This is a genomic window from Agrobacterium sp. ST15.13.015 (genome assembly GCF_027871645.1).
Taxonomy (GTDB): domain Bacteria; phylum Pseudomonadota; class Alphaproteobacteria; order Rhizobiales; family Rhizobiaceae; genus Agrobacterium; species Agrobacterium leguminum.
The window spans coordinates 191,228-204,195 of record NZ_JAQAHF010000004.1 but is presented as its reverse complement, the minus strand read 5'-3'; the positions used below and the strand labels follow the sequence as shown (position 1 = coordinate 204,195).

General features: G+C 60.1%; 15 protein-coding genes. 10 read left to right on the top strand and 5 right to left on the bottom strand.

Features of this window, described 5'->3' with window-relative positions; genetic code table 11:
* The first annotated feature begins 55 nt into the window (after window positions 1-55).
* Together PIB16_RS08205 and PIB16_RS08200 are read left to right on the top strand one after the other, a co-directional pair.
* Window positions 56-958, top strand: coding sequence for a DMT family transporter (locus PIB16_RS08205; RefSeq protein ID WP_174039524.1), 903 nt, complete (start codon window positions 56-58; stop codon window positions 956-958).
* 444 nt (window positions 959-1,402) lie between these two features.
* Complete coding sequence (locus tag PIB16_RS08200; RefSeq protein ID WP_003494703.1) at window positions 1,403-1,618, top strand: cold-shock protein; 216 nt, start codon at window positions 1,403-1,405, stop codon at window positions 1,616-1,618.
* Window positions 1,619-1,763: 145 nt separating this feature from the next.
* On the opposite strand, the gene PIB16_RS08195 is transcribed toward PIB16_RS08200, so the two are convergent.
* The gene (locus PIB16_RS08195) at window positions 1,764-2,408 is read right to left on the bottom strand and encodes an MBL fold metallo-hydrolase (RefSeq protein WP_271045380.1); all 645 of its coding nucleotides are present in this window, start codon (window positions 2,406-2,408) and stop codon (window positions 1,764-1,766) included.
* Window positions 2,409-2,637: 229 nt separating this feature from the next.
* On the opposite strand from PIB16_RS08195, the gene PIB16_RS08190 reads away from it, so the two are divergent.
* From PIB16_RS08190 to PIB16_RS08175, 4 genes are all read left to right on the top strand, one after another.
* Entirely contained in the window at window positions 2,638-3,237 is a 600-nt protein-coding gene (locus tag PIB16_RS08190) for a DUF1236 domain-containing protein (RefSeq protein WP_065655730.1), read from the top strand.
* Window positions 3,238-3,478: 241 nt separating this feature from the next.
* Entirely contained in the window at window positions 3,479-3,985 is a 507-nt protein-coding gene (locus PIB16_RS08185) for a MarR family winged helix-turn-helix transcriptional regulator (RefSeq protein WP_031234081.1), read from the top strand.
* A gap of 2 nt (window positions 3,986-3,987) precedes the next feature.
* Window positions 3,988-4,701 (top strand): response regulator, encoded by a 714-nt coding sequence (locus PIB16_RS08180; protein ID WP_003522866.1) that lies wholly within the window; start codon window positions 3,988-3,990, stop codon window positions 4,699-4,701.
* Window positions 4,702-4,732: 31 nt separating this feature from the next.
* A complete protein-coding gene (locus tag PIB16_RS08175) occupies window positions 4,733-6,112 on the top strand; it encodes an ATP-binding protein (protein ID WP_065655728.1) in 1,380 nt (459 codons plus the stop codon).
* A 70-nt stretch (window positions 6,113-6,182) separates the two neighbouring features.
* Here the strand turns inward: PIB16_RS08175 and PIB16_RS08170 are convergent, their stop codons facing one another.
* The 4 genes from PIB16_RS08170 to PIB16_RS08155 form a co-directional block, all read right to left on the bottom strand.
* Window positions 6,183-6,524, bottom strand: a complete 342-nt coding sequence (locus tag PIB16_RS08170) for a tRNA-binding protein (protein ID WP_003522868.1) — start codon at window positions 6,522-6,524, stop codon at window positions 6,183-6,185.
* Window positions 6,525-6,535: 11 nt separating this feature from the next.
* The gene (gene proC, locus PIB16_RS08165; RefSeq protein ID WP_271045379.1) at window positions 6,536-7,354 is read right to left on the bottom strand and encodes a pyrroline-5-carboxylate reductase; all 819 of its coding nucleotides are present in this window, start codon (window positions 7,352-7,354) and stop codon (window positions 6,536-6,538) included.
* Window position 7,355: 1 nt separating this feature from the next.
* On the bottom strand, window positions 7,356-7,856 hold the full coding sequence (locus PIB16_RS08160; protein ID WP_003522870.1) for a YbjN domain-containing protein: 501 nt from the start codon (window positions 7,854-7,856) through the stop codon (window positions 7,356-7,358).
* A 427-nt stretch (window positions 7,857-8,283) separates the two neighbouring features.
* Window positions 8,284-8,547, bottom strand: coding sequence for an accessory factor UbiK family protein (locus PIB16_RS08155; protein WP_003522871.1), 264 nt, complete (start codon window positions 8,545-8,547; stop codon window positions 8,284-8,286).
* 308 nt (window positions 8,548-8,855) lie between these two features.
* On the opposite strand from PIB16_RS08155, the gene lgt reads away from it, so the two are divergent.
* The 4 genes from lgt (at window position 8,856) to PIB16_RS08135 (ending at window position 12,883) form a co-directional block, all read left to right on the top strand.
* Complete coding sequence (gene lgt / locus PIB16_RS08150; protein WP_174039662.1) at window positions 8,856-9,668, top strand: prolipoprotein diacylglyceryl transferase; 813 nt, start codon at window positions 8,856-8,858, stop codon at window positions 9,666-9,668.
* A 15-nt stretch (window positions 9,669-9,683) separates the two neighbouring features.
* Window positions 9,684-10,784 (top strand): class I SAM-dependent methyltransferase, encoded by a 1,101-nt coding sequence (locus PIB16_RS08145; protein ID WP_271045378.1) that lies wholly within the window; start codon window positions 9,684-9,686, stop codon window positions 10,782-10,784.
* 151 nt (window positions 10,785-10,935) lie between these two features.
* Window positions 10,936-11,730: a peptidoglycan editing factor PgeF gene (gene pgeF, locus PIB16_RS08140; protein WP_080851236.1), complete on the top strand. Its 795-nt coding sequence runs from the start codon at window positions 10,936-10,938 to the stop codon at window positions 11,728-11,730.
* 1 nt (window position 11,731) lies between these two features.
* Window positions 11,732-12,883, top strand: a complete 1,152-nt coding sequence (locus PIB16_RS08135; RefSeq protein WP_065655722.1) for a M24 family metallopeptidase — start codon at window positions 11,732-11,734, stop codon at window positions 12,881-12,883.
* Window positions 12,884-12,968 lie beyond the last annotated feature (85 nt).

Genomic DNA, 12,968 nt, shown 5'->3' with positions numbered 1-12,968 from the left:
AATTGCCACGGCCGCGACTGAATGATCTTCCGGCCCTGCCGTGCTGGTGCCAACAATGACGCGTATTCAGGCCAATATGCTGCTTCTGCTCGCCGCAGCAATCTGGGGAGGCGGCTTCGTCGCGCAATCCTCCGCCATGGCGTCTATTGGCCCATTCTGGTTCGTCGGCCTGCGTTTCGCCATTGCCGCCATCGCCGTGCTGCCCTTCGCGTTCATGGAAACACGGTCGCTGAAATCGCCGCCGCGCCGGCGCGAAATCGGCAGCTTCATCCTCGTGGGTCTGGCCCTGTTCGGCGGCGCCACCACCCAGCAGGTCGGGCTCCTGACCACGACCGTCACCAATTCCAGCTTCCTGACCGGGCTTTACGTCATCTTCGTACCGGTGATCGCCGTCGTGCTTTACCGCCGTCATCCCCACTGGATCGTCTGGCCATGCGCGCTGATGATGCTGGGCGGCATATTCCTGCTCTCCGGAGGCGCATTCGAGGCGCTGACCACCGGCGATATTCTCAGCATCATCTGCGCCTTCTTCTGGGCGATCCAGATCACGCTTGCCGGGCGCTTCGTCTCCGAAAGCGGAAGGCCGCTGGCGCTTTCCTGCACCCAGTTCGCCGTTTGCTCCCTTCTTAGTTGCATGATCGGCGTTGTGTTCGAACCGATCAGCATGGCCTCCATCGAGGCGTCGCTGGCGGAAATCCTCTATGTCGGCCTCGTCTCCTCCGGCCTCGCCTTCGTTTTGCAGGTCATCGGCCAGCGTTACACCACCGCCCCGCAGGCCGCGATATTCCTGTCCTCGGAAGCGCTTTTCGGCGCTTTGCTGGCTTCGGTGTTCCTGAAGGAAACCATTTCAAGCGCCGGCTATATCGGCTGCCTGATCATATTCGTCGCGATCCTGATCGTGGAACTGGTGCCGGAATTGACGCGCAAACGGCAAAAATCCATGGCTGGAGCGGCCTGACGCAAAAAGAACTTATTTTTCTCGTTCCGCCGTAAATCCAGATAGGGCATTCAAATTTTGCCGTGAAATCCTGCGGTAAACGGCAATTATTTCATCAATTGTCGCTTCTGCGGAAAAAATATGCGATTGCGCAATCTTATTCTACCGCAGGTTTTTTATCTGACAAAAAGCCCGTGAAAACTTTTGCTTGCCAATTTTCGATAAACGCATCACTCTACCGCGGTTCGGGCAATTTGCGAGCATGGGAAGGCCTATAATTTTGCGCACTGGGGACGCTATAAACCTCGGGCGGTGGGACGAAAAACGTTGGATGAGAACGCCATTACTTCCCGCTGCGAAGGTCCATTTTCTCAATAGTCAAAAACTGCCTGCCAACGCCCACGCGGGGCAAAACTGTAATGCTGCCTGTAGCTGAACGCGGGCAGAGCGAAAAGGACCTGATGCATGGCCGAAACTGGCACCGTAAAATTCTTCAATACAGACAAAGGCTTCGGCTTCATCAAGCCAGACAATGGTGGCGCTGATATCTTTGTTCACATCTCTGCCGTACAGGCTTCTGGCCTGTCCGGACTTTCAGAAAATCAGAAAGTGAGCTTCGACACGGAACCGGATCGTCGCGGCAAGGGGCCGAAGGCAGTCAATCTGCAGATTGCTGGCTGACCCTAAAACGGCTTTCTTTTCTAGTTGAAGCCCGGCAGGAATGCCGGGTTTTTTTGTGCGGTCCCGCAGGCCTTAGAGCATTTCCAGGAAAAGTGGAATCCGGTTTTCCGTCTGGAAATGCGGAAAAACTCTAATGGGCCGGCGCTCAGAGCCCCTTGAGATAGGGGTTGGTGAGCCGTTCCTCGCCCAGCCGTCCACCCGGACCATGGCCGCAGATGAAACCGACATCGTCACCCAGCGGCAAAAGCTTGTCGCGGATGGACGCCATCAATTGCTCGTGGTTTCCGCCCGGCAGGTCCGTGCGCCCCACCGATCCCGAAAACAGCACGTCGCCGACATGGGCGAAGTTCTGGTCGCGGTTGTAATATATGACGTGGCCGGGCGCATGACCTGGGCAATGATAGACCTCGAAGACGTGGTCTCCAAATGAGACCTTATCGCCTTCCTTCAACCATGTATCAGGCACCACATTCTTCAGACCGCTGATGCCGTATTTCTCCGCCTGCACCTCGATCCTCTCCAGCAGAGGCCGGTCGTCCTCATGCGGCCCGATGACCGGCAGCGACAGCTTTTCACGCAGTTCATCCGCGCCGCCGGCATGATCGAGATGCCCGTGCGTCAGCCAGATTTCCTTCAGCGTAATGCCGTTTTCAGACACGACCTGGAGAATGACGTCCACATCCCCACCGGGATCGACGACGACGCCCTCTTTGGTGTTCTGATCGAACAGGATGGTGCAATTCTGCTCGAATGGCGTGACCGGAATAATGCCCGCCTGCAATTTTCCCATATCCTGTATCTCCTGTCTGAAAGCTCCAGCCTCCTATAGCCCGCGACCGGGTGCGGCACAATGGCGGCGGAAAAGACGGCGACTTCCGGCGACTGAAGCAGTCTAAAATATAATTGGAAACAGTGAGATAGCAATAAATCCTCGGCTGATGGCGGGAATTGCCGGCAAAAAATGTGGAACGCCCCGATGGTTGCGACGTTGTAGCTCCAGTCTTGAAAGGAGTGAGCACATGGACAAGACGCTTAAAATGCTCATGGCTGGCGGCGCCTTCGCCTTGATGGCCGGTTTCGCGAACGCCGCCATGGTCGCCACCACCGCATCGGATATTTCCGTTCGCTCAGGCCCCGGTGAAGACTATCCCGAAGTGGGACTGGCCACCCGCGGCAGCAATGCGGTTCTGGATGGCTGCATGGAAGGCAGCAGCTGGTGCCGGATCGAAGTCAACGGTCTGCGCGGCTGGGCCCACGCCGATTATCTGAATGTCATGTATGAGGGCTCTCCGGTCATTCTCGAACAGCGCCGCTCGGAACTCAGCGTGCCGGTCGTGACCTACGAAACGACCTCGAGCGTGCAGGCAGAGCCCAATCCCGGCGATCCGAACCTCGGCCGCGTCGGTGAGGTCGATCCGCCGCAATCGGTGATCACCTACATTGACGAACATCCCGCAGACACCGTCACCTATGACGGCGACATAGCCGTCGGCAGTGTGTTGCCGTCGGATACGCGTCTCGTCGAAATTCCGGACTATCAATATCGTTATGTCCGGGTGAACGACGTGCCGGTTCTGGTAGAACCTTCGACGCGACGGATCGTTTACGTCTATCAGTAAACGCACGGCGGACATCAAGAGACGGATGAAGAGCGCGGAGTTTCCGCGCTCTTTTCTATTTCCGGTAAAGGTCACTCAGGATTCCAGTTGCACCCGCACCCGCGCCATATTATCCACCGCAACAGAAAATGATCGCGGCATTCTCCCGAGCGGACGCATTTTCGGCTATGTTTACAGAATATTGGCGCATCGACGCCTGTCAGCCTATGATCAGACAGCCGCAGAATATGAAGGAACCGTAGTGCCACCGCAATCGCTTAAAACCGCAGCCGCCAGGCAGACACCGGCACTCCCGAAGGTTGACGACGGCAAGATCGACTTCGATACGATCGAGGCGCTGTTTTTCGCCTATCGCGATTTCGTCTCCGATCCCGATGTCATTCTGTCGAAACTGGAATATGGGCGGGCGCATCACCGGGTGGTCTATTTCGTCAGCCGGCAGCCGGGCATGACGGTGGCGGATCTGCTTGATACGCTGCAGATTACCAAGCAGAGCCTTGCCCGCGTGCTGAAGCAATTGATCGACGACGGTTACATCCGCCAGATGGCAGGCCCGGAAGACCGCCGCCAGCGCAGGCTTTACCCCACGCTGACGGGCCGTGAATTGGCGCTGGCGCTGAGCGAGCCGCAGTCGCGCCGCATCGACCGCGCGCTGGAAGGTCTCGGGCCGGACGCCCGCGCCTGCGTGCGCAAATTCCTGGCGCAGATGCGCAGCCCGACGACGACCACCACCGTGGAGGACGAGTGACGATGGCGACAGCACCGACAAAACGTCCACCGGCGGATGACGATGCGGCCCATCTTCTGATCGTCGACGACGATGCTCGCATTCGCGATCTCCTGCAGCGCTTTCTGGGCGACAAGGGCTATCGCATCTCCGTGGCGGCAGATGCCGCCGAAGCACGGCGCAAAATGGTGGGCATCCGTTTCGATCTCCTCATCCTCGACGTGATGATGCCGGGCGAAAACGGACTTTCGCTGACCCGTTCGCTGAACGAGGACAAATCCGTGCCGGTCATCCTTCTGACCGCCCGGTCGGAAGCGGATTCGCGCATCGCCGGGCTGGAAGCCGGAGCGGACGATTATCTCGCCAAACCCTTCGACCCGCGCGAGCTCGTCCTTCGCATCAACAACATCCTGCGGCGCAATACCTCGCCCGATACGCCCAAGATCGAACAGATCATGTTCGGCCCCTACAGCTTCTCCATCCCCAAAAAGGAATTGCGGCGCGGCCCCGAAACGATCCGCCTGACGGATCGCGAGCAGGAGATCATGCTGCTTTTTGCGCTGCGCGCCGGCGATACCATTCCCCGCCACGAGCTGGTGGAAGCGGAATCGGAAGTGGGCGAAAGAACCATCGACGTGCAGATCAACCGTCTTCGCCGCAAGATCGAGGACGACCCTGCCAATCCTGTTTATCTGCAAACGGTGCGCGGCATCGGTTACCGCCTGAGCGTGGACTGACGAGCACCCAACGAAGGGCGAACGCACGGCCATGGCGAGCCTCGATTTCCTCAGCACGGTCAGAAACAGCGGCGTGGCCAAGGCCTGGCGTATGTCGGGCAGATGGCTGCGCCATTGGCTGCCAACCGGCCTCTACACCCGTTCGCTGCTCATCATCATCCTGCCGATGATCCTGCTTCAGGCCGTGGTCGCGGCCGTTTTCATGGAACGTCACTGGCAGCTCGTGACGGAACGCCTCTCCTCCGCCGTGACGCGCGATATCGCCGCGATCATCGAGCTTCTGCAGACGGACCCGGAGGAAGACGACTATCAACGCGTCATCCGCATCGCCCGCGACAAGCTGGGTCTGAGCGTCTATATCGAACCGAAGGCGGATCTGCCTGCTCCGAGACCTGAGCCGCTGTTTTCGATCCTCGACAGGATTCTGGCGGATCAGTTAACGCAGCAGATCGGCCGACCGTTCTGGATCGACACCTATGGCAATGGTTCATTGGTCGAAATCCGCGTCCAGCTGGAAGACAAGACCCTGCGCGTCTTCACCAGCCGCAGCGCGGCCTATGCCTCCAACACCCATATCTTCCTTGTCTGGATGGTCGGGGCATCGCTGGTGCTGATCGCCATCTCCATCCTCTTCCTGCGCGGGCAGATCAAACCCATCGAAGCGCTTGCCAAGGCGGCGGAAAACTTCGGCAAGGGCCAGAAGATCAGCGGCTATTCCCCGCGCGGTGCGGACGAGGTGCGGCGCGCCGGCCTCGCCTTCATCCTGATGCGCGAGCGTATCGAGCGGCAGATGGAGCAGCGCACCGCCATGCTGAACGGCGTCAGCCACGACCTGCGCACCATCCTCACCCGCTTCAAGCTGCAATTGGCGCTCGCGGGCGACAATCCCGACCTCGAGGGGCTCGACAAGGATGTCGAGGACATGCAGTCGATGCTGGAGGCCTATCTGACCTTCGCCCGTACCGATGTCGAAGAGGATGTCGGCACGCTGGAGCTTCCGGCCCTTCTCGAAAAAATCAGCCATGATTTCGAGCTGCACGGCAAGAAATTCAGCTACGAACTCTATAATATCGAGCGGATCATCGCGCGGCCGAACGCGCTGTCCCGGCTCGTCGCCAATCTGGCCGAAAATGCACGGCGCTACGCCGGCAATCTCCACATCGATATCCGCAAGGCGCCGCGTTCCATCATCATGACTTTTGACGATGACGGGCCGGGCATTCCGGAGAATTCACGCGAGGATGTGTTCAAGCCGTTCTTCCGGCTGGACGAGGCGCGTAACCTCAATGCTTCAGGCACCGGCCTTGGCCTTTCCATCGTCCGCGACATCGCCCGCAGCCACGGCGGCGATGTGACGCTCGATGAAAGCCCGATGGGTGGATTGCGGGTAATCGTCAAAATTCCGGCTTAAAGCACCGGATCGAAAAGTGTGTCACGGACTTGCGGTTTCCGTCACTCCGGCACTGAGCCGTCGTGTTCCATCAGCACATTTTCTCGCCGTTCGGCACTGGCCGTTCAACGGCGGCAAGCACGATATCGCCATTGGCATCGGCAAAACCGAGCGTCAGAACCTCGGACCGGAAAGGGCCGATCTGGCGCGGCGGAAAATTCACCACGCCCAGAACCTGCCGGCCGACAAGGCTTTCCAGCGTGTAATGCACCGTGATCTGCGCCGAGGATTTCTTGACGCCGATCTCCGGCCCGAAATCGATCTTCACCTTGAAGGCAGGCTTGCGCGCCTCGGGAAAAGGCTCGGCCTCAATGATGGTGCCGACGCGAATATCGACCTTCTCGAAATCGGCATAGGAAATTTCACCGCTCATGGCCAGTCCCTTCAGCCCGCCAGCTCTTTAGCGCGGGTTTTTGCGGCAGCGACCGCCCTGTCGAACAGGGGCTGCATGCCGTCTTCGGCCATCAAAACGGACAGCGCCGCAGCCGTGGTGCCGCCCGGCGAGGTGACATTCTGGCGCAGGCGTGCCGCTTCGTCGGAGGACTGATGCAGCAGCTCGCCGGCGCCGGCCACGGTTTCGCGCGCCAGACGCATGGCCACATCCGCCGGCAGACCGGCCTTGCGGCCGGCTTCGGCCATGCATTCCACCAGATAGAAGACATAGGCCGGGCCGCTTCCCGAAACGGCGGTTACCGCGTCGATATCGCTTTCGGCATCCACCCATTCGACCGGGCCGCTGACTTTCAGCAGCCCGTCCACCACCGTTTTAAGCTCCGGCGTCACCAGCTCGTTGGCATAGGCCCCCGTGACGCCACGGCCGACCATGGCCGGTGTGTTGGGCATGGCACGCACGGCGGCAACCTTGCCGAAATGCGAAACGAACGTGCCGATTGTGGTGCCCGCCGCAATCGAAACGACGACCGTATGCGGGCCCAGCAGGGGTTTCAGTGAGGGCAGTACGGCTTCCATCATCTGCGGCTTCACCGCCACGAAAAGAATTCCGGCCTTTACACCCTCGGGCACGCCTTCGCTATGGGTGGCTCCGGCTTCCGCAATCGTCGTCCGCATCGCGTCGGAAGGGCGCGGATCGATCACGATGACCTGCGATCCCGGCACGCCCTTTTTCAGCCAGCCTGAAAGCAGAGCGCCGCCCATATTGCCGGCGCCCACCAGGACGAGCGGCCCGGAAGCCTTATATACCATCTTACGCTTCTCCGACGGTCTCGAACATGACCGCTTCGATTGCACTTTTCGCATCCAGCCCCGACCAGACGACGAACTGGAATGCCTGATAATATTGTTCGCAGGCTTCCAGAGCGCTGGAAAGCAGCACTTCCACCTGCTGGTTGTTCGGTTCGGCGCCGCCCGCCAGAAGCAGGGACTGGCGGAAAATCACCACATCTTCCTGCCGCCACAGATCGAAATGCCCCATCAGCACCTGACCGTTGACCTGGGAGAGCAGACGAATGACTTCGTTGACGCGCTGATCCGGCACCTTGATGTCGAAGGCGCAGGCAAGATGCAGCGCCTCGAACTCTTCCATCCATGAAAAGGAGACGTGATAGTCGGCCCAGTGACCGGCGACGGTCATGGCGATCTCATCTTCGCCCGAACGTTCGAACGACCAGTCGTTCGAGGCCGCGACGATCTCGATCATGTCCACGGGATTGGACTGACGCTCAATTTCAAATTCTATCAGACTCATGCGGCACCTTCTCAGCCGGTAGGAATGTCCTGTTTTGAACGCCGGGCACAAAACGCACATACAAACCGGGATAAACATTTGAGACGATTGCCCGACACCACCAGAATTACGCATTCACCCTGTCTGGAGCTTACCAGGTCTTTTCGAATCATCATTTAAAATCAGTGTATAATGGCCGAGTCCTGCTGCCACCCCTTCCCCGCCATTTTTGCTTTTTGAACAGTGGATATCTCCTCCCCCATCACCTCAGGCGAGATACATAAGCGACTCTGCCGATTGCGTTTTTTGGAAGTGTCCACAGGCCCCAAAAAATTCGCGCAGGAGGGATGTTTTCAACAACCGGGAGTCATTCGGGCGGAATGGGCCGAAAACAAAAAGTCCCGGAATCGCAAGCGATCCGGGACCCGTCGAAAAAAGCGTTAAAAAATCAGTCCTTGGCGGCGGAAAGCTTCGCTTCCAGAGCCTCGATACGGGCGCGCAGCGCGTCGTTTTCATCACGCGCCTGAATGGCCATTTCGCGAACGGCATCGAATTCCTCGCGCCGGACGACGTCCAGACTGTTCAGCCAGCGATCCGCCTGGGCGTGAAAAGCGGCTTCGGCTTCCTTGCGCACACCCTGCGCCGCGCCGGCCGCATCGGTCATCAGCTTGGCGAATTCATCCAGAAAACGGTTGGTGCCTGTCGTGCTCATGGCGCTCATCCTTCGTCGGTTCAGGGGCATCGTCTTGCCCGCTGTTGCTAGCCTTCAGGTAGGCACTCCATCGCCGCCTTGCAAGCGAAATCGAAAAATCGCAAGAGCTTGCATGGCCTTTGCTATCTTAAGCCGCAGCTTGAAGAATCACCTTGACCGCCGCCATCGCAATCGCCATTTTCCTTGGCGTCAGGGAGACCGGTGAGCATCATCGCCCGGCCCCATGAGGCAATGGCTCGTTCCGTTGTCCGCCCCGCAACGATGACGGAATATACGGATTGTTAGCCGCTCCCACCCAAATCGCCATCATGCCCTTCCCCAATATCGATCCGGTAGCGCTGTCCCTCGGCCCGCTCTCGATCCACTGGTACGGCATCGCTTATGTCGCGGGCATCATGCTCGGCTGGTTTTATGCCCGTCGCCTCGCCCGCACGGATCGCCTGTGGCCGAACGAGACGTCGCCGATCTCGGCGCAGCATCTTGACGATTTCATCCTCTGGGCAGCCGGCGGCATCGTACTCGGCGGGCGCATCGGCTACATCCTGTTTTACGATCTCGCCGCCGTCGCCGCCAATCCCATCAGGGCAATCGAGATATGGAACGGCGGCATGTCGTTCCATGGCGGCCTGATCGGCACCACCATCGCCATGATCCTCTTCGCCCGCAAGAACGGCATTCCGGTCTGGAGCATGTTCGACATCGTCGCGGCCGTAGCACCCATCGGCCTGCTGTTCGGGCGCATCGCCAATTTCATCAATGGCGAATTGTGGGGGCGCATCGCCGACGTGCCATGGGCGGTCGTCTTCCCGACCGGCGGCCCCTTCGCGCGGCATCCGAGCCAGCTTTATGAAGCCGGCCTCGAAGGCCTCGTGCTCGTCATCGTTCTGGCAATCGCCATCTATGCCTTCAGGGCGCTGAAGACGCCCGGCGTCGTCACCGGTATCTTCGTCTGCGGTTACGCGCTATCGCGCATCTTCGTGGAGTTCTTCCGCGAGCCGGACGCCCAGATCGGTTATCTCGCCGGCAACTGGCTGACCATGGGCATGGTGCTCTCCACGCCGATGTTCGCTCTCGGCCTCTGGGCGGTTCTGCGGGCGCGCAGCGCGGCAAAAAGCGCCTGAACGGTATGACCCGCCATGACGACACCGCTCGCGCAACGCATTAAATCACTTATCCGGCTCAACGGTCCGCTTAGCGTTACCGACTTCTTCTCGCTCTGCCTCGCCGACCCGGAGCACGGGTATTACAGGAGCCGCGAGCCCTTCGGCCGTTCGGGCGATTTCATCACCGCACCTGAAGTCAGCCAGCTTTTCGGCGAAATGCTCGGCGTTTTCGTGGTTCATGCCTGGCAGAGGCACGGCGCCCCCATGGAAACCCAGCTGGTGGAAATCGGCCCCGGCCGCGGCACCATGATGTCGGACATGCTGCGCGTCATCCGCCGCATCGCACCGCCGCTTTACGAGACGATGCGGGTGCATCTGGTCGAAACCAGCCCCCGCCTTTCCGCCATCCAGAAGGAAACGCTGGCCGCACATGCGGACAGGCTGACCTGGCATGACAGTTTCGACGGTGTGCCGGAAGGTTTCCTGCTCCTCGTCGCCAACGAGCTTTTCGACGCCATTCCGATCCGGCAATTCATAAAAACACCACAGGGTTTCCGTGAACGGGTCGTCAGCCTCGACGCCAATGACGAACTTGTGTTCTCGACCGGGCTTGCCGGCATAGACCCGGCCCTGCTGCCGCCGCAGCCGGAACGGCAGCCGATTGGCGCCATATTCGAGATTTCGCCTGCCCGCGAAGCCGTGATGACCGCGATCTGCCAGCGCCTCTCCGTCCATGGCGGCACGGCGCTCGCCATCGATTACGGCCATCTGGTCGCCGGGTATGGCGATACGTTGCAGGCCATGCGCAACCATGCCTTCGACCCGGTGCTTGCACATCCCGGCGAAGCCGATCTCACCAGCCATGTCGATTTCGAAAGCCTCGTGAAAACAGCCGAAGCAACCGGCGTACACGTCAACGGCACTTTGAGACAGGGCGACTTTCTCTATGGCCTCGGTCTCAAGGAACGCGCGGCCGCACTTGCCGCCAAAGCCACGCCGGACCAGACGCTGGAAATCGCCGAAGCGGTCAACCGCCTCGCCGGCGAAGGCGCCGGCAAGATGGGGGAACTTTTCAAGGTCATCGCCGTTTCAAGTCCCGCGCTTCATCTCCTGCCGTTTCGCGCGGTGGATTGACAGCGCAATCACCTCTGGGCCAACATCGCCGCGACACACGAAGCAGGCACACTGCATCACACACGCCGCGCAACGCCGCGGCAACCGGAAACATCTCGCTTAACCGTACCTCACTGGCCAACAGCGATATTCTCCAAGGAACTCCCGCACCATGCAGAACGCAACGCTGCCGCTCCCCATCCAGAGTCCCCTGCTCGCCGACTATAGCAAAAACCGTATCCGTCACGGTTTTTTCACCCGGCAGGGCGGGGTGTCGGAAGGGCTTTATCAGGGCCTCAATGTCGGCCTCGGCTCGCATGACGAACCGGAACGGGTGCAGGAAAACCGTCGGCGCGTAACGCAATGGTTCGGCCTGTCGGCGGAGCGCCTCGCCACCGTGCACCAGATCCATTCCCCCGATGTTCTCGTGGTCGATGAAACCTATGACGGCAGCCGCCCGCAGGCCGACGCCATGGTAACCGCGACACCGGGTTTCGTGCTTGGCGTGCTGAGCGCCGATTGCGGCCCGATCCTGTTTGCCGATGCGGAAGCCGGCGTCGTGGGTGCCGCCCATGCCGGCTGGAAAGGCGCGCTGTTCGGCGTGCTCGAAAACACCATCGAGACCATGACGACGCTCGGCGCCAGCCGGGAGCGCATCGCCGCCTCGCTCGGCCCTTCGATCAGTCAGAACAATTATGAGGTTGGTCCGGAATATGTGGCGCGTTTCACCGATATCGATCCGGCCTATGCGGATTATTTCGCCGGGACGGAGAAGGAAGGTCACGCATTGTTCGACCTCAAGCAATTCACCATCGACCGGCTGACGAAAGCCGGTGTGAAAGCGGAAAATCTCGGCCTATGCACCTATCCCGACGAACATCGCTTTTATTCCTACCGCCGCACCACCCACCGCGCCGAACCCGATTATGGCCGGCAGATTTCCGCAATCGCAATTCTGGAGGACTGACATGGCCCTGCATTTCGAGCTTTCGGAATTCGATGCCCGCCGCGAGCGTCTGCTCGCAAAAATGGCCGAGGAGAAGCTGGACGCCCTTCTGCTTTTCGCGCAGGAAAGCATGTATTGGCTGACCGGCTATGACACGTTCGGCTACTGCTTCTTCCAGACGCTGGTGGTCAAATCGGATGGCTCCATGACGCTTCTGACCCGCTCGGCGGATCTGCGCCAGGCCCGCAATACCTCCATCATCGAGAATATCCTGATCTGGGTCGACCGGCCCAATGCCGACCCGACGCTTGATCTCAAGAACCTGCTGAGCGATCTCGACCTGCTGGGTGCAAAGATCGGCGTCGAATACGACACCCACGGCATGACCGGCCGCGTCGCCCGTCTGCTGGACAACCAGCTCGCCAGCTTCTGCCAGATGAGCGACGCTTCCTATCTGGTCAGCACACTGCGGCTGGTCAAAAGCCCGGCCGAGATCGCCCATGCGCGCAAGGCGGGCCAACTGGCCGATGCGGCTCTGGACGCGGCGCTGCCGCTCATCAGGCCCGGCGCGGACGAGGCCGCAATTCTCGCGGCAATGCAGGGAGCGGTTCTGGCCGGCGGCGGCGATTACCCCGCCAATGAATTCATCGTCGGTTCCGGCGCGGATGCGCTGCTGTGCCGTTACAAGGCCGGCCGCCGCAGGCTCGACGACAAGGATCAGCTGACGCTGGAATGGGCCGGCGTCAGCGCGCATTACCATGCCGCCATGATGCGCACGGTGGTGATCGGCGAACAGGACTTCCGCCAGAAGGAGCTTTACAGCGCCTGCCTGCAAAACCTCACCGCCATCGAAGAGGTGCTGCGACCGGGCAAGACCTTTGGCGATGTCTTCGACGTGCATGCCCGCGTGATGGACGAACGCGGCTTGACCCGCCACCGGCTGAACTCCTGCGGTTATTCGCTGGGCGCGCGCTTCTCGCCGTCCTGGATGGAGCATCAGATGTTCCACGCCGGCAATCCGCAGGAGATTACCGCCGACATGACGCTTTTCGTGCATATGATCGTGATGGATTCCGATTCCGGCACGGCCATGACGCTCGGCCAGACCTATCTGACCACCGACGGCGCACCGGAGCCGCTCTCGCGCCACAACCTCGATCTTCTCACAGCTTAAATCGCTGCCGGGTTTGACAGAGCGGGAAAACCGCCCTTACATTGCGCCACCTTGGGCAAGAAGGAGCGGAACATGAGAGGGAAAA